We start from the raw sequence: 17,936 nt of genomic DNA, 5'->3' as shown, positions 1-17,936 counted from the left end.
ATCAAATTACAAGCCAAATATTAGATGGGGCTGGTTCTCAACTTTCGGCTATGGGTATTTCATTCAGACGGATAGCAATGAAACGGCCCTCAGTGATATCTATTGGGTCACCAGCGGTTGCGGGGCCGGTGCTGTAGTCCGGAGTGTATGTTTTGATATTGATATCAAAACTGCCGTCGGCTTTGTGAGTTTGGGAGTATTCGACAAATACCTTTTTATTTCCGTTCGCGTCCTCAAATGTCTCTATATACCAGCCGTCATCGGCGAAACCCGTTGTGTTAGTGAGCGTATAGTCGCCGGTGCCATTGATGACCAGTTGCACATCTTTAGACTCGGTATAGTTATTCGCTACCACGCGGTCAGCATAGAGGTTCACAATAGGTGAAGCTTTTTTAATGAAACCGGAGGAATCAACAGTGGTATTGCTATTGTGCCAATACAGTACCCAGCTACCCGCGGCGGTGTCATACATAGCGGTATATCTACTTGAACCAGCCGTCGTGTAACAGAAAAGCCGATAAGAGCCCTCACTAGAAGTCCTGATTTTCAATCCAACATATGAGTATGCCAGACTCCCTGAATTTGCGGGTATACCACTAGAGAATTTAACGATCCCATACGGCAGCGAATCAATATCAGATTGCGTAGCTCCGCCGGAAGGATTTATTTCGTAAGGAGTGCCAAACAACCCAAACTGATCTAGGGCGGCTTTAAGACCAGCTGGCGTGTTTAGAACATTAGTGGCCGACCCGGACGCTGATTGTGTGGCTGTGGCAACGCCAAGCGTAGCTGCTGCACCCAACCCCAGCACGGTCCTTGCGGATTCATCGTCTGCGGCGGTGACCAAATTTACGAATGCACCCAGGGCTTCTAGGGCGGCGGCGGGGGTCGATGCAGAAACCCATTCGTTATTGGTGTTAGCTGCTAGTGTTCCGAACTGATCGACTACGTGAGAAAGCTTGTCTACAGCTTCTTTAGCCCAAGCAAAGCTTGGGATGATTGCATAACTTTGGTCGCTTAGGGATTCGCTCTGATATGCAGGCAGTATTGATATCTGGAGCGCAGATATAACGTTTGTAATTTGATATTGCCGCCCGTCTGGGCCCTGGAAGGAATCACCCGCCCGAACGTTGTTAACAAAGTCGGTACCGGTGCCAGACACTAGGTTATTGCCTTCTGTCACACTTACAGTACCTGCGACATACCAACTCATCATGTGCTCCAATCAAATAGCTTTTAGCTATTTTCCAGGGCCAAAGATACGTGTTGGAAAGTAAGTCATTTACTAAAAAACCGGCTTAATGCCGGTTTTCTTGAGGGTGCTAATTCTAGTTAGATGCTTTATGCCAGTACCTGTCACAATATTCTCCTGGCATCTTTTCATAGGTTTTGCAGCTACGCTCAAGGACGTCGCCAACAGCAACGTCGTCATTCTTCACTGCGGTCAGTACCTCTTTGCCAGAGGCATATTTTGCCATGACATAGCATGAACCTGTAATTGCACTGCAACTCTTAACCTCAGCAACGGCAAAGGTTTCGTTATGCTCGGTTACCCTGCCGTAGTCCACCATTTGTGCGCAGCCACCAAGGGCAATTAACGTCACAGCTAAACAGATACCTTTCATCACTTCCTCTCCTTTTCTTAATGTGGCAAATCCATGCCAGTCGCAATGAGCAAAAAGTTAGCACAATAAGGCAAAAATGTTGCGCGTGATTTAAAGGTTGGCGACGTCAACTGCAAGGTTAAGGGATGTTAAACCGTTATCTACGACCTTATCCCAGTACGCTATCGGTGTTTCTGTTGGGCCGTAGGCAAAGCCCCCGATTGTTTCGAAGCTAACCGTAAAGTCGCTATTTGATGTGTTTTTTATTGAATCAGAGTTCCACGCTGCAATTTGTAGCCAGACTTTTCCTGAACCGGGACTCTCCAAATTCGATGCCCTGGTTAGCCTGGTGTGGATCTGTGCTGGCATCACCGCAATGGTGCCCGTTGAAGAAAAACTGCCAGTGCCGCTAAAAACACCTTTTACTATCATCGGCTTGGCTATTGCGTCGTACACCAAGCTGCCATCATCATCAAACACTTGGCACCCAAAATCAGACTCTTGGCTTCCAGGGCCGAAAATATAAACGGTGACAGTGCCCTGTTCTGCGGCTTGGAACTCAATGGCTCCATTACGCCTTGCTGTTACACACACAAACACAGGCGACTGAACGGCATAGATCTCAGAGTCACTGATAGATGTGCTACCTAAATAAACCGTTCCAGACCATTGGCCGCTGGTCATGGTAGTTTCTGCCAATGTTAAGGTAACTTTTCTTTTGAATTGGATGTTTTGATTGCTGCCGTCGATTTGAAAAACACTAGATGAGCCCTGAAGCCATAGTTGCATGCCGGCTGCCATTAGTAGACCCCATACAGCAGCGTGACTGAAATGCCACTTTCGGGATCTGATGTATATGCCTCAGATTGCTGCCAACTCATAGTGTTGTTTGAAAAGCTAACCAGCGGCATTGCAGTTGTAGACCCCAAATTATTCGCCGACCAGCCGCTGCTGTAATTGCATATAGGGATGCAAAAAGGCGTTCCAGTTGAAAACTGGGCGTTAGTAATAGTGCCTGATGATGCGGCATTACTAACCGTCCCTAAGATCCTGCCCACCCTAGATGTCAGATCGAATATGAGATTTCCATTGGCGTCCCAGGCCTGCATGCCAATAGCCATATCAACTCCAGATACCAAATCGGGCGCGGCGCACACCATTAGCATCGAATACCTGCATACCAACCAGGTCATCGTCAGAAACACTAATGTTGACTCTACCTACACCAGGCTTACTACCGTTTATATCCATAGTGCTGTTTACAAAGTCAATTTTGATGCCTTGTTGCCCCGCCACATAATTTCCTGATTTCAAAACACCGGTGATGATTAGGTTGATAATGTCAGCCTGATCAATAACTGCGCTATTGATGAACGTTGTGCCATCTTTAACAACAAAAGGTGCCTTGAGTGTCGTTGTCCCACTTACCTGATTAAGCACATAAAAATTGCTGGCCAGCACCGCAAAATAGCTCTGGAATCCTGCGCCAGTGTTTTCTATTCCGGCACCGAAACCACCACCGTAATACACCCCGTCACTGGTAACCCCCAGACTCACTTTCCACATGGCATTTAGGCCACTTTCTAGGCTGGCAGTTGCCTCACTGGTTTCTTGTACCACTGCACTGTTATCAGCCATTTCCGCTTGTACTTGGCTGACCTGCTGAGCAAAGGCCTCTTTTTCTGTTGTTCGGGTGACCTGTTCGTTGCGAATAGCACTTTTGGCGCTCCAGGCCGCCAGTACGTCACTTAGGCGTCCTTCATCACTGCTGTCTCTCGACATTGATACCAGGGTATCGGTACGGCTGGCCGTTGCTGTCATCTGGCCTTCTACAGTATCAACGGTGTTGCTGACATCGCTAAGCTGTACAGCAATCGCTTGTAACTGCTCAGTGACCGACTCGTACGCACCTAAATTTTTCCAATAGGTGGTGTTAGTCACGGCTGTGCCTTCCGGTACATCTTGCGTGGCTTGATAAAGCACGCCGTCTTCCTTCACATACTCACCTGTAGTGTAAGCAGCCTCAGGATCCCAATCCGGCGCACCAACCAACTCACCAATTTGGCCTTCAAGTAACGGGATCTTCTCAACCTCAGCCAATAGCTCTTGGGCCAGCTGCGTCTTACCAATTTGGCCTTCGAGTGATTCGGCCAGCGCGGCTGAGTCTGCTGATGTAGCAGCTGCAACAGGGCCATACCACGCACTGATCCCGTAGTCGTTAACAGTGCGTGCCCACAAGTAATACGTTGTATTAGAGCGAAGCCCTGGCCATACAACCGTTTTACCTGTTCCTAGCGCTGTGGCTTGGGCACGGTCATCGGTAGAGCCCCCCATAATTTCAAACACGGTGCTGGTTGCAGTAGCAACTGCCGTTCGTGGGTATATCGCCAGCTCAAATAAACTGGCAATGGTTTCAATGCCGGTCACCGCAGGGGCAGTATCGACGGCCAGCTCTATTTCTGCGGGGTTATTAGATTTATTGCCAAATAAGTTTATGGCCCACACCTGAACACTGTAGGTACCTGCATCTAAGCGGGGCAGCGGTAATACAGTGCCGCTGGGGTTAGCCTGATATGCCAGAAAATCCCCACTACTGATCTCCACACGGTAACGGTATGAGCTAGAGCCGCCAGGGGCGTTCCACGTCAGTTGCCCTAGCAAGCTATCGTCTGCTTCATAGGCAGTAAATGCTACGCCACTGGGTGCGGGAACCACGCTGGCATCAGGATAATTTACCGGGTTTGCCGGTACCAAGGGGGTTCCGCCCGTGTCCGCATTCTCGAAAAGTTCTGCTGTGTGGTAGCTCAGCACCAACTGCACAGGCTTGCCCATTTCAAAAGACCAATCATCCACTCTGAAAACACCAGACAGGTTTAGGCTGGGCAAATCGATGGTAACAATGCGGCCTACGCTGACACTCAAGCCGATCATTTTTATTGGAAATGTTATTTGTAACCCACTGCGTTTAAGCAGCAGGTAGAGCTTGGCCAGGCGCTGCGCCGTCCACACTGAGTTAGTAAAGGGTAAATCAAGGTCATCACTGATGTACTCGCCGTTATCCTCGGCTTGCAGTTCTGCTGACTCAACGGGCGGAAAGTCTGTTGATTGATAAGCCTGGCCAGGGTCAATAAAGGTGCCGCTGACGGCATTGCATAGTTCACTGCGCGGGGTGTACGGGCGCACGGTAATTTGCCCGGCGGCATCGTCCTCGGTGAGTGTAATAACCGGCGGCCCCTGGTAGACACCAGCATACAGCCGGTATTGGCCATACACGTACACATGGGTACCAAGGGCAGCGGTGAGCATCTGTTCCAGTATCGTGCTGGGGGTCTGGTCAGCTTGCCAGGTACCGTTGCAGGTAAAGCGTGGCTCCGTGGTATCGTCATCAGCTGCAACTGTTTGGTCGGAATCGTTCGCTGCTGACGCAAAACTGTCGAGGTCAATCTCATCTTGGGTGGCACCAACACCAGAGCTAAACCGGGTAAAGTCCAGCACACAAAGCCCCCAGTTATTTGTCCATTGCCAGGTGCTTTCATCATCCCAGCGATGACTGCCACTTCCCCCTACAGTGGTATCCAAACGCGGGTCATAAATAGGCTTGCCGCGCACCAGCGCCTTGATGTTGGGCACACCATTTGGGAACACCGTTGTATCGAACTCTAAGCGCACGTAAAAGTACGCCACCGAGTACCCGACATGATCGCTGGTCCATTCACTACATTCGGCAACCAAATCTGCGTCGGCGGCGGTTTGGTCCCCCAAATGCACTTTGACCCGGGCCTTGCTTGCGTAGTCACTGGCCATACCGCCATCACTACTCCAGGCCACCTCATCATCAAAGTAAACGGCCTCTATTGCATCACAGCGGTGCGTTGCAACGGGTACCACCAAGTGCAGGTATTTATTGTCGGAGCCCGATTCACTGGCAAAAACCATCGGCCCCGACACCATCGCCCGCCCATAAACATAGCGCCTTGGTTCGTTGGGGCTACGGATCATTTGCTGCTGGCTACTCGCCGCGTTGGAATAGCTCATGCCGGACACGTCAGGCGTGGCGGCATAGGTAAGTGCGGCGGCACCAATGCCGATGGCGATAGCCGCTGCTGTCGTAACAACACCTGCGGCTGCATAATAGGCAGCAACGCCAACAATTACGGGTGGCATGGCATCCTCCATCCTTTCAATGCGGTAGATAGTTTGACGGTAACCAAGCCGTAGTTACCGGGCGCCCACACCAGATCGCCGCCAACAATGCCTAGCGCGGGCCCGTTATATTGCTGCACCAGTGCCAAATCACCACGGTGCAGTTGCAAGCGACCAACGGGTTGACCCAATGCGGAGGTGACTGCCGCTTCAACACTGTCGAACCCTTCGTTTTTAAGCACGCGGGCGGCCCCAATTCGCGTGCTATAACGCCCACGAAAAACAGCGGCAAAATCCGTCCCCGTTTGGTTTTTCACCCAATCTGCCGCCAACAAACAACAGTCTTGCTGCCCCCAGGTAAAAGGGGTTTTACGGCGTGGTTCGATAAACTCAGCGAGCGCTTTCATCGCTGCTTCAACCGGTAGTTAGTTGAGCTGGTAGCACCGGAACCCGATGCAACCGCTTTACCGGGCACGCCCCAATAAATTGGTTTTTCTGCCATCTGCGCGACATATTCAAAGAACTTGTCTCCCGGGTATTTGGCTTGCTGGTCGGCATCGGTATAGCGGCCATTTTTGGCACGCTTCCAATCTGTGCTGCGGCTGTTAATGTCGAGCGCTATGGTGCTGGGGTTGCCCAGGTTGATGGGCATCACGTCCATGCGTCCACGAAACAACAGCTGGGTTGCTGTCACTTGAGCAAACGAGTCCATGGCGCCGATGTATAAGCGCCCATCCCGGCCTTGGTACTTTTCAGTGATCGCGGTTTGGGCCAGTTCTTGAGGAATGCCAGAAAGGGTAAGGCGTAAGGTATAGGGCTTTACCGCATTAGACTGTTTTACCTGGCTGACTTGTCCCAGCACACCAATACCTTTGTAAACGGCGCCGTCAAAGGTCACGTCGCCAACGCCGGAGTGCACCGCAACGATGCCGGATACAAAATCTAGTCGCGCCATTAAGATGGCCGTGATGTATTTGTTGCGCAGCATTTCCTGCATTTCGGCAGAGAGCCAATCAGTGATCATCCGTAGATGTCCTCCCTAAATTTCAGCGTGAATGAGCTAAGCACCAGGCGGCGGCCAGAGCGGCGTGGCGCTTGGTCATCGTCAGCAAGCATCATCAGCGCTTTGGGTTTGTCGGTGATGATGACGGCACCGTCAGCCGCGGCGTTACGAATTGACGATTCAAATACCAAGGTGGCGCGCCCGGAGCTGTCTGCGGTGGCGTTTTCAGTCATCCGAAACAACTGTGTTCCTAGCTGAAAGTAGTCACCGGCGGCGAGAAATAATTGACCGGCAACGCAACCGCGGATCGCGAGACTTTTTCCTGTTTGAGGGCCCCCATCAACCACCGGGGCACCACCTGCCACCCCTTGTGGACTGGCAAAGGCGTGGTCCCATAGCCATACCCGATTGGCCATACCTGCCAATTTCAAAAGCAACACATCGAGATCAATGGCTTTGTTTTTTTTCAGGCTGTCGAAGCTTAAGCTGGCCTCCCAATAAGCACCGGGGTACTCAAGGGTTTGTATGCCGCCATTAAAGGGGCTTTCAAACACCGCTGAACGGGTCTTTAAACGCCAGTCGCAGCTGGTTGGATAAATATCCTCTGGGAACGTGAAAATACTGCTCATCCGTTTATGGCCCTATACATATCACCGCGCTGGTTGTAGCTATCGACAACAGCGGCAGTGGTGACGTTGGCGATCTCCGGCAACATTTCACGCACCTGCGCTTGCACCGACGTGCTGCTGTTGCCAGAGAAATTGAAATTGTTTTCTTGTTTGATGGTGGTAGCGTTTGAGCTGCTGCTAGAGCTGGAGTTATTAATGGATTGCATCAGCCGGGCATGCTGGGCGCGGGTGTAGACGGTCTCGCCGCCATCCAGCAAATAAGTGCCTTCGCGGGGTACAGTGCCGCCTGAGTGGAAGATACCGGCAACGCTCAGCCCTTCTGCGAAAGCGGTGGTGCTGGCGATGCCAGCGGTTGCTGGTACGGCGTTGGCACCGAAGCTGGCCAAAGAGGTCATTGCGGCTGCTGTTGCCCAACTGGTGGCAAGCGTTGCTGCCGCAGCGGTGCCGGTTGCTACCTGCGTGGCAGTGGCCGCCTCAGAGGCGGCTTGCGTCAGGTAGATGGAGGCAACTTTTTTGATGCCTATTTCTACCAGGGTGGAGATCAACTGCGAACCAACCGAGTTGATCACGTTTTTTGCAGCATCCCCCATGCTGTTGCTGTAAATGATCCCCTCACCAACAGCCTGGCCCATGCCAGACGCGAAGCGGTCAAAACTCTGCGACCACATCAAGTCATATTCGCTAGCCGTTTGCTGGTTGATGTCCGTCATTGCGGCACTGTGACGGCGCTGCTCAGCCTCAATTAACGCATTAATTTGCTGGCGCTTTGAAACATCGCTGGCGGGCGTGTTGTCCAGTTCGTTGTTTAGCAGTGATAGGTTTTCACTGTTGTTTTGGTTTTCGGCATACGCGGGGTCGAGCTGGCGGCGCAGTGACTCATAAGCCCCGCCTTGTTGTTGAAGCGCTGTTAGCAGCTGTTGGCGTTTCTCCAGCGGCACGTTGGCTTGTTCGAAGTAGGTCTTCAGCAGCTTCTCGTTCTCGGCCATCTGCTTTTGTGACTGGCTGTATGGGTCCAGCTTATTCAGCAATTGGTCGATATTGCGCTGGTACTCCTTCTGCGCATCGGCGGCGGCTTTCGTGGCCGCTTTGTCGGCGTCCTTTTGATCAAGCAATTTGGCCTGGGTGAGCAGCTGCTTTTGCAAAGCCGGGTCCAGGTTCTTAAGCTCGCCGTTCTCCATTTCGTAGCGCAACTTGGCCACATTGCTAACGTCACCATAAAGCGCAACTTGCTGCTGCAACTTTGTGATGAGCTGCTGGGCCTTGGTAGCCGCTTCGGTACTGTATTGCGGCCCATCGGACAGAGTTTGCCATTGGATGCCTTTCAGTCCGCTTTGAAAGGTTTTATTCAGAGCTTGCTGGATCTCGTTAACCTTGGCCGCAAACTCGTCACGTTTTTGCTCAAGCGCTGAGATTTGTCGGTCAATGGCACCGATTTGCCCCACCTGCGCCATGTCACTAGCTGGGCCTGACGAGGGCGTGCTGGCCAGTTGAGTCTGTCGCTGGCGCAGTTGATTAATGGCATCATTCGCTCTGGCGATTTGTGCCAAATAACCATCCATTTCTGACTGAAGTGGCCGGGTTGCAGTACCGATATCAATGGCACCGAGGCCACTCATCGCCTCTTTGAGCTGGCGCACCTTATCGTCTACTCGGTCTACGCTGACGGCGGCAGTTTTGGCACTGGTGTCAAAAGTAGCCCAAGCAGCCACTGCGCCTAAAATGAGCCCCGGCCAACCGCCCACTAACGCAAGAGCGCGGGTGCCCAGGGTACGTGCGGTAGTCATGGCCGCAGTGGCCACATTGGCACGGGCGGTGGCGGCGGCCAGGTTAGCGCGGGCTGCGGCTAAACGTTCTTCTGCACCGGCGCGGGCAAGGCCTGCTGCCGAAGCGGCGGCATAACCTTGTGCCAAGGTCATTTCGGCTTTGGCTTCGGCCAGTGCAGCAACCGCAGCAGCGCGGCTTGCCACGGCCTTTTCTACAAGCCTGACTGTTGCCGCAACTGCCGCAACTGCACCACGCGCCAGCGCAACAGCCAGCACCGTTTCGATGACGTTAGACACCTCTTCGGCGTTATCACTGACATACAACAGCGCATCGGCAATCGTATGCAGCACCGGCGTTAGGGTGTCGTTGATAGGGTTTTCAAAGGCCACAGCGGCCTGGGTGTAGGCGTTGCTGATATCGCGGTACAAGGCGTTGATGTTGTTGCCGGTGGCAGCGGCGGCGCCGTCGAACGTCCCTAACGCCTTGATTAAGGTGTCGCGGAAAAACTCGCTGGTCACTTGCCCTGCCAGCATCAGCTTACGAAAGCCACCCGCAGGCAAGCCTGCCGCTTTATCGAGCTGGTTGAGCAGCCCCGGCAGAGGTTCAACTACCTGATTAAGATCTTCGGCGCGGACGATCGGGCTGGCCAAGGCCTGGCTCAAACCGTACATGGCTTGGCCCACTTGCTCGGTGCTGGCACCAAGCGCCGATTGGGCATTGCTGATGCCTTCAGTCAGGGCGCGGGCTTGGGTTTGGGTAACCAGCCCCGCTTGCTGCAAGGTCAGCAAACGAGCGTAGCTGTCGGCCAGCGGGGTCAGCTCTTTGTGCTGCTCGCGGCTCAGTTCAATAAGGTATTGCTGGTTGTCGGCATAGGCCGCCGCACTGCCGCTTAGGCTCTCAAGGCGGGTGCGAATATCCTGAAAGTCTGCAACTTCACTAACGATGTCTCCCAAGCCCTTGGCCCCTTCAAAGGCGGCCCACAGCCCAGCAGCAACACGGGTAAGTTTGCCAAGCTCGCTTCCTGCGGCCTCTGCCCGGTCATCTAAATTACCTACGCCGGTGGCCGCATTGCGGGCGCCACTTGCGGTTTTATCAAGCCCAGCGCCCAGCGATGTAGCACGGGCATTGGTCTTCTGTGCAGTAGCGCCCAGGGCTTCAACGACCTGATCGGCATTGTTCACCGTGGCTACCAGTTGGCGGCCATCAGCGGTGAGTTTTAGCGATAGGGTCAAGTCTTTCATTTATTGGTTAGCCGCTCGTTAAAGTAGGTTGCAACGGTGGCGGCAATAAGCCGCACCTTGGCGTAATCATTGGGGTTGATGGCTCTGCCGCGCATACGGGCGTCGCACTCGACAGCTGGCACGTCCAAACCCTCGCAGTAAGCGCCTATTGGGCTGGGTGTCCAGCGCAGCAGATCCTTTATCTCAAACCACCAGGTGAGCGCGTCCCTGTGCTCGTCCCAAACTTCAATGTCAGGGTTTTCCTCCTCTTCGAGGGGCACACCAAAAGCGGCGGCTTCTCGCTCCAATTCCAACTGTTCTTTGCGCGACAGCTGCGGCGCTTCATTAAGCGCCGCTTCTATCGCGTCTATGAGTTTTTTCGGGCCGCCTCGCCGTTAATGGCACCGTTGTAGGCACGCAGCACCGCTCGCACAAAAGCGGGGTCGGTAGCCAGAGCGGCCATGTTCTTGGCGTTAAACGCCAACTCTTTGCCGCTCTCGTCTTTGATGCCGGAGAAGCCTTTCACCAGGCCAGTCACAACAGCCGCATCACCGCCTTGCACCAGGCTCCTGTACTGCTCTTCCTTGACCAGCTCAAGGTCGAGGGCGAATGCCGCCTCAATAACCTCGCCGTCGTCGGTGGCAACGCGGGCCACCGCAGGCCAGTTTTTTACAATGCGAGTTTTAACGAAGGTGAACATCAGGGCTCCTTAAGCGTTGGTCAGTGTGTCGACGTTGCTAATGGGGATCAGCGGGATTTCATAGGTCAGCGTGCCGTCTTGGTCGCCATAGGTGGGGCGGCCCAATTGCACGCGGCTAGACGCCCAGCTCACCTGGTTACCGGCCACGCCGTGGGTAAATTCAAAGGCCATTTCGGTACCGTCTTTGGCGGCGGTAAAGGGGTCAAATTCACCCAAGCTTGCCGCTTCCAAGACGATTTTGCTGGTGGGTGCAAAGTCGGTGATTTGCACCTCTTCAAACCCTACATACTCGGCATGGTTGACGGTGTTGGCTTGGTCGTAGTCCAAGCTGATGAGCTTGACGGCCTGCCCGCCTAAAGTGCACGCCGAATACTCCACCCCGACTTTTAGCGGCGTCTCCCATCCCTCAAAATCGGCGGCAGGCATCACCGCCACCGTGGGTTTCACAAACAAGCCGGTGAAGGTAAAGGTCAAGGTCGGGAACTGTTTGGCCGTGGCATTGAGTTTAAAAGTGCCACGGGCACCCAGTAGTGCATGCAGCACGCCGTCGTAATGAAAATACAGGGTTTGACTGGCTTCACTGGTGTCATCAATGGCATGAGCCACGCTGGTATCAGCCGTGATGTTTTGGCCACGCAGGCAGGACAACAACAATGGGGCATATTTGGTGGCGGTACCGGCAGCACCGGAACCGGCCCAGTCAACCTCAACCTCAACGGTGCCATAAATCTCGGTGGCCACTTCCGGGCTATTGCCCAAGGTGCCGTCGTCGTAGTCCAGTGAGGTGTTGTCACCGGCCATGGGGGTGATGGTGACATTGCGCCCCAGCAGGGCGGTGGCGGTTTCGCCTGCGTCGATAGCGTCGACGCCGTAGGCGGTTTCGGCGGCAAACAGCAGCACCTTTTTTCGTGTCTTACGCATGGTGGGCGTCCTCTGTGTACTCAGCTGTGAATTTGTCCAGCCATGCAGCGATGCCGGGCCGGGAGGGTTGCAACTGGCCACCGGCCATTGCCATGGGCTCAAAGTCGCTACTGGCTGACCAGCCAAAGAGCGCCTGGCGTATCAATTGGCGCTCGTCGCTGATATCGGGTCTGGCTTTATTGCGAGCCGGTACCACCAGCAATACGCCAATGGTCACGGTTACGTTCTGGCGCCAAAGGCCGGTGCCATCAACAACCTGGCCAGGCTGCTCGCTCAGCTCGATGACAAAGATTTTGGGCTTGGCCAAATTGCGGTCTTGATATTCCGCCAGGGCCAGCAAGCCCTCTACGTCGTCAAAACTGCTTTTGAGCCGGTCAATCACCCGTTGCGCCAGTGCCATCAGACAAACCCCTTGCTGTTGGCCCGGCCCCATACGCTGCCCGCGCTCTCGATGGTGCTGGTGTTGCTGCCCTCGGGGGTTTGCGCGTCGGGCAAACCGAGCGTGACGGTGCCGTCACCAATTGAGCGCAGCATCTTCAGGGCATCGTCATGGCGCTTGGTCACCGCCTCGGTGGCGCGTTCGTCGTACAAGTAGTAACGGGCCAGATCGCAGGCCACACGGGTCAGCACCGCCGGAACGGTTGCCAGCGGTAGCGGATAGCGAGCACCCAGGTAGCCGTCGATGGTGGCGGCGGCGTCATCCAGGGCGTTATCAAGCACCGTCTGATCAATGGCACCGGTACCGGTGCGGTCGGTGAGGTCGATTAACTCGACCTCACCGAACCGGGCCTGCATGTCTGCCAGGGCCGCGTACATGGTTAGGCCTCAGTCCCGTCAGTGGCCTGGACCTTTACCGCCTGAATGGCATCAACCAAGGCGTCTTTGCCCAGCTTGGAATAGCCTTCAACGTCCAGGTCTTTGGCGATGGCTTTGAGGTCTTTTGCAGTCATATCGGCCAGCGCGATCTGCTTGCCGTTGTGGTCAACGACTCCGGCGATAAAGCCGTCTTCGTTGCTGAAGGTTACAGGGTCGCCCACATCCGAAGCGTCCACGGACCCGCCCGCTTTTGCATCGGTAGGTTTTGCCTCAGTCTTTTTGATAGACAGGCGCGGGTCGGCTTCGATGGCGGCCAATTGCGCATCGGTGAGTGGCAGATCGGTAAAGGTGTTATCGCCCTTTTTAAAGCCCAGGCCAGCGCGGCGATAGCCATCGTGAGCGATACTGGCAACCACCAGCGCGGCGTAAAGAGTCGTTTTGGACATAGCATGGTTACTCCGTTGTTTGGTTCACAGGGTGCCGGGCGGCACCCTGTGTGTTGCAGTGCGGATTAGAGCCAGTCAGCAACAACGATCTTGAGCTTGCCGTTCAAGGTGTTGGAGCCGCCGCCGGTGAGGTTGGCCTTAAGGGCTTCCTCCGCCGCTTGTTGCTGGGTACCGCGCACCACCAGCAGGTTGGGTTTAATGCCGAGTGGCTTGCCGCCGTCGGCTTTAAAGTTTCGCATCGCACTCATCGCCGCCCAGATGTTGTCAGCAGTCAGTTCCTGGCCGCTGGCGTAGGCCATCTGCCAAAATGCGTAACCGGCGTTGGCACGGCAATCGACGCCAAAGCGGAAGGTTTTGGAGGTAAACACCTGCTCGTCGTCGGCCTTGTTCATCTGCATGAACTGCATGGAGCGGCGGTTCTGGTAGATGAAGGGTTTGAGCGCACGGGTGGTATCGAGCAAGAACCACAAAGCACCCGGCGTACCGCCGTTGTCGTTGTAGTTACTGACGCTAACAGCGTCCCCGGTGCCATCGGCGTTGGGGTATACCGGGTGGTCGGCGTCAAAGAAGTTCTGGCCGTCGTAACAGGCGGTGTTGACACCAGCATCAAGCAGCGGAAATACCAGTTCGTCAGGGAAGACCTTAGAGGCCCGGCCCATTTCCTGCATCAGCGGCTTATAAACGCCGATGTTGTCGTCTTCGATGTCGTCGCGGTCAACACCAACGGTCGATTCAAACGGCTTGTTCTCGATGGCGTAGCTTGACGCAGCCATATCATTGATAACCCGATCACCGACCCACTCACGAAAGGCAGGGAATTTACCCAGCCAGCCATAGGTGGTTGATTTACTGGTGCTGGGCACCTCGGTGGCAATTTGCAAATACTGGCTTTCAGCCAGGGTTTTACCCGCCTCAAAGTCGGCCCGAAAGCCGGTCATCAGTGCGGTAAGAGCGGCAGGAGTGACGATCATTACTTAGCCCCTTTTTGCTTGGCGAAGTCTTCCTCGGTGATGCCAAGCAACTTGGCCACCTCTTTGTCTTCGGCAGTGAGTGCAGCCAGGCCTTTATCATCATGCTGGGGCTTGGCAGTGGTTTGGGTTGCGGTGAGCGCGGCGATAGCCGGGCGGCCATCAAGCTGGGCGGTCAGTGCCGCCAGGCCCTGGTTCTTACCGACACCTTCCAGCCAAGCGCGGTCTTTGGCGCCATAGATGCGGCCTTCCTTTTCGGCTTGCTCGATGGCAGCGGTCAGGGCGGCGGTACCGGCATGGGTGGCGGTGTCTTTGAGCTTGGCCAGCAGCTCCTGGTACACGCCAACGGGCACGTACTGGGAATGGTCGATGCCGCTTTCCAGCTTGGCGGTAAGGTCAGCAACGGCTTGCTTGTCGCTGGCGCTTTGGTCCGTCATGCCTTTAATGGCACTCAGGGCCTTATCAACAAGCCCCTGGGCGGCTTCGGCATCATTGAGGTCAACGCCATCAATGCTGATACCAAGCGCCGCCAGTAGCTTTTTCAGGGCCTCATTCATGGCACTGTCTCCTGGTGGTGGTTGCAGGGTGGGAGTTTGGGCGGTGAGCGCGGCAATGGCCTTCATGCCGTCAACGGCAGGATTGTTGGTGAGTGCCACATGCAACAGCTGCTGCGGCCTGCCGGTGGCTTTGTCGTAGGCAAATACGGCACTGATGTAGCGGTACTCGCCGTCGCCAATCATCTGCTCGGCTTTTGGGGTCCACTGCACGTTGTCGGCAAATAGGCCCTGGCCCGGCTCATAGCGAAGCGCAGCCGGTTTTATCCAGCCCGCAGCTGGGGCTGGCTGGCCGTTGTCGGCAGTACGCAGGGTTTGGTGTTCGTAGTCGAAGTGGTAATCGTTGGTACGCTCGGCGGCATCAGCCTTCAGCATTTGCCAGGCGGCAGCATCAAGCAGCCACTGGCCGCCAGGCACATCATTAGGGCGGCCATCCTTAGCCTTGAACGGCCCATCCGGTAGCAACTGAACGCTGGCATTGCCTTGCTGGGAGAGGGTGCAAGCCGCCAGGCCCAGCACCACATTGCTGGACTGTTTACTGAGCGCCGCAACAGCGGCTGTAAAGGGGCGTTTTTTCATGGGCCATGATGGCCCGAGGGTTTAGGGGTGGGATGTAAGGGGTTGCTTAAAATACAGTAGTGACGCTTTATTTTATGGCCGTGGTTGTCCTGGCGCTGGCTTAACTGGCTGCAGTGTTTTGCCAAGATTGGCCTCATTTAACACTGTTTGGTCGTAATCTTGTTGGGCCTGCCTTTTTGCTTCTTCAGAAAGCAGTGGATCCTGCAGTGCTTTTTTGAGCCTTCTCTTATCTCTGTTGAAGCGTGCAGCAGTGGTAATTTGTTCCGGTGTCAGACCACCAAAATATGCAATAAATATGGCTAACAGATGATTCAAAAAGGCAGCAGCAAAAGGAACGGCAGCTCCTAAAACAAGTTTCGACTGCTCATCTTTTACCATGCCATTTAAAATGGCCGTTAAAATCACACCGATGCCACCAACTCCGCCAATGGATGCGGCAGTCGAGCCTTTACTCTGCTTTTGTTCAGACATGTCGGCGCCCCCTTGCATCCTTACGCAATGTTGCCAATTGCCTGACAAGGGGGTCTTTGCTATCCAACTTGATGTCTACCGAACCAATAAGCTGCCCGTTTTCTCGATGCTCTATTCGCACATCTCTAACCGGCCATATGCGGTAAATGATTTGCTTGGCAGCTACACGAACCACAGTCAGTAGTCTTGGCAACAACAACAGCACGCCAATCCACAGCATCCCTTCTATCCATTGATTTTCCACCTAGACCTCCATTCAGATGATCTTGCGGTCGTTACTGGTCCTGTGCCGAGTCACCTTTTTGATAGCATAGGATGTCTTTTTGGCTATCTTCGCCTGCGCGTAGTGCGCTTCGGTAATTTCTAGATCCACCTCAAAGAGGTCTTCCTTGCTGAAGCTCTTTTCGTTGGCTTTCACCTGCTCTAGGAAGGCTTCATCATCCATAGTGACAGTATGCTCCTTACCGTGCAGCTCCATCTTCCAGCCCTTAGGCCCGTTGAAGTTAACCTGGGGAAAACGAACATTGACCGATTCAACTGAAACATCGTCGGCGAGCTTGGTTCTGGGAGGCATGGGAACCAGTTCTGTCACTTGTTGGTCTTTTAGTTCCACCAGCGTGTTCTGTTCACTAACAATTTTGAATACCGGAGCGTTCTTTTCCTGCAACGGAGCAGATACCAACTTGGCAATATGTGCTCGAATTTTCGGGTTGGTTGCCAGCAGAGCGACATTTTCTTCGCACATGATATCTGCACCATCAACTTGGATAGTCGCTTGGTCGCTATCTTTCGTGGTTTCCACATTGATAATGTTCTTGTCGCCAAGTCTACGGCTGACCTCCCAAAGTGACCCACCGACGATAGTGGATGCTACACCACCGATCCCAAGGTAGCGCAAAATCTCAATAGCATGTCCAGCCGTCATCCAAGCCAACTCAAAGCTAACAGCAAATGACCCTTCTTTAGCCGGTGCGGTCACACGAACTACAGGAGCCTCTTCATGTGGGTTCAACAATTCGCTGGCATCTTCAATCAGGCCAGACATTGCCGTTATAGCTTCACCAAGCTGTTTAGCACTCATGACATGTCTAGAGAAATCGCCATTCTGAGCGTCGTAGACAATATCAAACTTGTAAGAAGAGGGATTCGTCACCGGGGCATCCTTGTTTAAATTCCGCGCGAAATATTGAGAGATATAGTGGTTCATGTCAACGCCAAGCCACCAACACACCCGATTTAAACCCGCTTCAAATCGCCCTGTGTGCGTTTAAAGCCCTTTCGTCCATAACTCGGTAGCCACTAGCACCTCTTAGGCGCTCTCAGCGTCGCTGAGGTAGTCATTGATAATCGCCATCACCTCGTCCCTGTCGTCGGAGCTGATGCCGATAAAGTGCCTTGCCGGAATGTCACCCCACAGGCTGGGGTACTTGTCCCGTGTGCCGCCGTAATAGAGCATCGCGCCTTGCACTCTATCGGTACCCATTTGCATGGCATCTGCCGTTGCCTGGTAGACCAGGTTAAAGAGGTAGCCATTCTCAATGAGCACCTTGTCTTTGTTCTTGGCCTTGCGCTCTTTGGTGACCTTGCTCAGCGGCGTAAAGGCTTTGCCTTCGTCATCGACTCCGGCCGCGATACGGTCCTGGTTGCTGCCCACCAGGTACTCGCCGATAGCAGCCATTGCCGGTTCCAGGTTATTGCCGCGCTTGGCTAGCTCATGAAAAAGATTGGTTGCTTGCTCAAACCCTTGCGGGCTGATGGTGATATGAGTACCGGCCATTTAATAACCTCAATTCTTTGTTATAACTTTATCTCCATTACACGGCAGGAGTCCGAAATGTCATATCCAGAAGAACTGCAAATTGGTGAAGGCAACTCACTGGTTATAAGCGATACCAAAAGAACACAAAAAAAAGGCATGGATAACGACGACGATTACTATGATGAAGTTACCCCAAGCGGAGAGGTTGTCGCTCGATACCATTCATACCACCATATGAGCATTTACCCTCCGCAACGTACCACCCAAGGTTGGAAGAAATATGACCTAGATGGAAACGTTATCGCCTCTGGTAAAACGCACTTTTAATCTGCCATACTGTTACCTCAAGAACTAAAGTG

The 17,936-nt window shown here is 53.9% G+C and carries 22 protein-coding genes; 1 reads left to right on the top strand and 21 read right to left on the bottom strand.

Translation table 11 applies throughout. From position 1 onward, the window contains the following. Positions 1-37 precede the first annotated feature (37 nt). The 21 genes from DW350_RS17710 to DW350_RS17610 form a co-directional block, all read right to left on the bottom strand. Positions 38-1,216 (bottom strand): phage tail fiber protein, encoded by a 1,179-nt coding sequence (locus DW350_RS17710; RefSeq protein ID WP_152033011.1) that lies wholly within the window; start codon positions 1,214-1,216, stop codon positions 38-40. 112 nt (positions 1,217-1,328) lie between these two features. Next, complete coding sequence (locus DW350_RS17705; protein ID WP_152033010.1) at positions 1,329-1,628, bottom strand: hypothetical protein; 300 nt, start codon at positions 1,626-1,628, stop codon at positions 1,329-1,331. A gap of 87 nt (positions 1,629-1,715) precedes the next feature. Then, a complete protein-coding gene (locus DW350_RS17700) occupies positions 1,716-2,405 on the bottom strand; it encodes a hypothetical protein (RefSeq protein WP_115720205.1) in 690 nt (229 codons plus the stop codon). Continuing rightward, positions 2,405-2,725 carry a hypothetical protein gene (locus DW350_RS17695; protein WP_115720204.1) on the bottom strand — a complete coding sequence of 107 codons (321 nt, stop codon included), beginning with the start codon at positions 2,723-2,725 and terminating at the stop codon, positions 2,405-2,407. Before DW350_RS17695 ends, DW350_RS17700 begins: the two co-directional genes overlap by 1 nt. 1 nt (position 2,726) lies before the next feature. Further along, on the bottom strand, positions 2,727-5,768 hold the full coding sequence (locus DW350_RS17690; RefSeq protein ID WP_192954733.1) for a TipJ family phage tail tip protein: 3,042 nt from the start codon (positions 5,766-5,768) through the stop codon (positions 2,727-2,729). Beyond that, on the bottom strand, positions 5,756-6,154 hold the full coding sequence (locus DW350_RS17685) for a DUF6950 family protein (protein WP_115720202.1): 399 nt from the start codon (positions 6,152-6,154) through the stop codon (positions 5,756-5,758). Before DW350_RS17685 ends, DW350_RS17690 begins: the two co-directional genes overlap by 13 nt. Next, positions 6,151-6,771 carry a hypothetical protein gene (locus DW350_RS17680; RefSeq protein ID WP_115720201.1) on the bottom strand — a complete coding sequence of 207 codons (621 nt, stop codon included), beginning with the start codon at positions 6,769-6,771 and terminating at the stop codon, positions 6,151-6,153. Before DW350_RS17680 ends, DW350_RS17685 begins: the two co-directional genes overlap by 4 nt. Further along, positions 6,768-7,379, bottom strand: coding sequence for a hypothetical protein (locus DW350_RS17675; protein ID WP_226911355.1), 612 nt, complete (start codon positions 7,377-7,379; stop codon positions 6,768-6,770). The genes DW350_RS17680 and DW350_RS17675 overlap by 4 nt, the downstream gene beginning before the upstream one ends. After that, complete coding sequence (locus DW350_RS17670) at positions 7,376-10,384, bottom strand: tape measure protein (protein ID WP_115720200.1); 3,009 nt, start codon at positions 10,382-10,384, stop codon at positions 7,376-7,378. The genes DW350_RS17675 and DW350_RS17670 overlap by 4 nt, the downstream gene beginning before the upstream one ends. After that, on the bottom strand, positions 10,381-10,671 hold the full coding sequence (locus DW350_RS17665; protein WP_192954732.1) for a DUF1799 domain-containing protein: 291 nt from the start codon (positions 10,669-10,671) through the stop codon (positions 10,381-10,383). The genes DW350_RS17670 and DW350_RS17665 overlap by 4 nt, the downstream gene beginning before the upstream one ends. Before the next feature lie 59 nt (positions 10,672-10,730). Next, entirely contained in the window at positions 10,731-11,063 is a 333-nt protein-coding gene (locus tag DW350_RS17660; protein WP_115720198.1) for a hypothetical protein, read from the bottom strand. Between the two features lie 9 nt (positions 11,064-11,072). Further along, entirely contained in the window at positions 11,073-11,984 is a 912-nt protein-coding gene (locus DW350_RS17655) for a phage tail tube protein (protein ID WP_115720197.1), read from the bottom strand. Continuing rightward, positions 11,977-12,384: a phage tail terminator protein gene (locus DW350_RS17650; protein ID WP_115720196.1), complete on the bottom strand. Its 408-nt coding sequence runs from the start codon at positions 12,382-12,384 to the stop codon at positions 11,977-11,979. Before DW350_RS17650 ends, DW350_RS17655 begins: the two co-directional genes overlap by 8 nt. After that, positions 12,384-12,800, bottom strand: a complete 417-nt coding sequence (locus tag DW350_RS17645; RefSeq protein WP_115720195.1) for a gp436 family protein — start codon at positions 12,798-12,800, stop codon at positions 12,384-12,386. The genes DW350_RS17650 and DW350_RS17645 overlap by 1 nt, the downstream gene beginning before the upstream one ends. Before the next feature lie 2 nt (positions 12,801-12,802). Next, positions 12,803-13,246 carry an HI1506-related protein gene (locus DW350_RS17640; RefSeq protein WP_115720194.1) on the bottom strand — a complete coding sequence of 148 codons (444 nt, stop codon included), beginning with the start codon at positions 13,244-13,246 and terminating at the stop codon, positions 12,803-12,805. Positions 13,247-13,311: 65 nt separating this feature from the next. Beyond that, complete coding sequence (locus DW350_RS17635; protein WP_115720193.1) at positions 13,312-14,217, bottom strand: Mu-like prophage major head subunit gpT family protein; 906 nt, start codon at positions 14,215-14,217, stop codon at positions 13,312-13,314. Next, complete coding sequence (locus DW350_RS17630; RefSeq protein ID WP_226911354.1) at positions 14,217-15,347, bottom strand: phage protease; 1,131 nt, start codon at positions 15,345-15,347, stop codon at positions 14,217-14,219. Before DW350_RS17630 ends, DW350_RS17635 begins: the two co-directional genes overlap by 1 nt. Positions 15,348-15,419: 72 nt before the next feature. After that, positions 15,420-15,818 carry a hypothetical protein gene (locus DW350_RS17625; protein ID WP_115720192.1) on the bottom strand — a complete coding sequence of 133 codons (399 nt, stop codon included), beginning with the start codon at positions 15,816-15,818 and terminating at the stop codon, positions 15,420-15,422. Continuing rightward, entirely contained in the window at positions 15,811-16,062 is a 252-nt protein-coding gene (locus DW350_RS17620; RefSeq protein ID WP_115720191.1) for a hypothetical protein, read from the bottom strand. Before DW350_RS17620 ends, DW350_RS17625 begins: the two co-directional genes overlap by 8 nt. 12 nt (positions 16,063-16,074) lie before the next feature. Continuing rightward, positions 16,075-17,025 (bottom strand): LAPAL motif-containing putative phage structural protein, encoded by a 951-nt coding sequence (locus DW350_RS17615; RefSeq protein WP_115720190.1) that lies wholly within the window; start codon positions 17,023-17,025, stop codon positions 16,075-16,077. 102 nt (positions 17,026-17,127) lie between these two features. Next, the gene (locus DW350_RS17610) at positions 17,128-17,595 is read right to left on the bottom strand and encodes a phage virion morphogenesis protein (protein ID WP_115720189.1); all 468 of its coding nucleotides are present in this window, start codon (positions 17,593-17,595) and stop codon (positions 17,128-17,130) included. Positions 17,596-17,652: 57 nt separating this feature from the next. Between DW350_RS17610 and DW350_RS17605 the strand changes: the two genes are divergently transcribed. After that, a complete protein-coding gene (locus tag DW350_RS17605; RefSeq protein ID WP_115720188.1) occupies positions 17,653-17,904 on the top strand; it encodes a hypothetical protein in 252 nt (83 codons plus the stop codon). Positions 17,905-17,936 lie beyond the last annotated feature (32 nt).

This window comes from Gallaecimonas mangrovi (assembly GCF_003367375.1).
GTDB lineage: Bacteria > Pseudomonadota > Gammaproteobacteria > Enterobacterales > Gallaecimonadaceae > Gallaecimonas > Gallaecimonas mangrovi.
This window is presented reverse-complemented; position numbering and strand designations above follow the sequence as displayed.

Bases quoted from the DNA above. Each gene is read 5' to 3' on its own strand.
- DW350_RS17710 (WP_152033011.1), bottom strand. From the start codon at position 1,216: ATGATGAGTTGGTATGTCGCAGGTACTGTAAGTGTGACAGAAGGCAAT.
- DW350_RS17700 (WP_115720205.1), bottom strand. From the start codon at position 2,405: ATGGCAGCCGGCATGCAACTATGGCTTCAGGGCTCATCTAGTGTTTTT.
- DW350_RS17695 (WP_115720204.1), bottom strand. From the start codon at position 2,725: ATGGCTATTGGCATGCAGGCCTGGGACGCCAATGGAAATCTCATATTC.
- DW350_RS17690 (WP_192954733.1), bottom strand. From the start codon at position 5,768: ATGCCACCCGTAATTGTTGGCGTTGCTGCCTATTATGCAGCCGCAGGT.
- DW350_RS17685 (WP_115720202.1), bottom strand. From the start codon at position 6,154: ATGAAAGCGCTCGCTGAGTTTATCGAACCACGCCGTAAAACCCCTTTT.
- DW350_RS17680 (WP_115720201.1), bottom strand. From the start codon at position 6,771: ATGATCACTGATTGGCTCTCTGCCGAAATGCAGGAAATGCTGCGCAAC.
- DW350_RS17675 (WP_226911355.1), bottom strand. From the start codon at position 7,379: ATGAGCAGTATTTTCACGTTCCCAGAGGATATTTATCCAACCAGCTGC.
- DW350_RS17670 (WP_115720200.1), bottom strand. From the start codon at position 10,384: ATGAAAGACTTGACCCTATCGCTAAAACTCACCGCTGATGGCCGCCAA.
- DW350_RS17660 (WP_115720198.1), bottom strand. From the start codon at position 11,063: ATGTTCACCTTCGTTAAAACTCGCATTGTAAAAAACTGGCCTGCGGTG.
- DW350_RS17655 (WP_115720197.1), bottom strand. From the start codon at position 11,984: ATGCGTAAGACACGAAAAAAGGTGCTGCTGTTTGCCGCCGAAACCGCC.
- DW350_RS17650 (WP_115720196.1), bottom strand. From the start codon at position 12,384: ATGGCACTGGCGCAACGGGTGATTGACCGGCTCAAAAGCAGTTTTGAC.
- DW350_RS17645 (WP_115720195.1), bottom strand. From the start codon at position 12,800: ATGTACGCGGCCCTGGCAGACATGCAGGCCCGGTTCGGTGAGGTCGAG.
- DW350_RS17640 (WP_115720194.1), bottom strand. From the start codon at position 13,246: ATGTCCAAAACGACTCTTTACGCCGCGCTGGTGGTTGCCAGTATCGCT.
- DW350_RS17635 (WP_115720193.1), bottom strand. From the start codon at position 14,217: ATGATCGTCACTCCTGCCGCTCTTACCGCACTGATGACCGGCTTTCGG.
- DW350_RS17630 (WP_226911354.1), bottom strand. From the start codon at position 15,347: ATGAAAAAACGCCCCTTTACAGCCGCTGTTGCGGCGCTCAGTAAACAG.
- DW350_RS17625 (WP_115720192.1), bottom strand. From the start codon at position 15,818: ATGTCTGAACAAAAGCAGAGTAAAGGCTCGACTGCCGCATCCATTGGC.
- DW350_RS17615 (WP_115720190.1), bottom strand. From the start codon at position 17,025: ATGAACCACTATATCTCTCAATATTTCGCGCGGAATTTAAACAAGGAT.
- DW350_RS17610 (WP_115720189.1), bottom strand. From the start codon at position 17,595: ATGGCCGGTACTCATATCACCATCAGCCCGCAAGGGTTTGAGCAAGCA.
- DW350_RS17605 (WP_115720188.1), top strand. From the start codon at position 17,653: ATGTCATATCCAGAAGAACTGCAAATTGGTGAAGGCAACTCACTGGTT.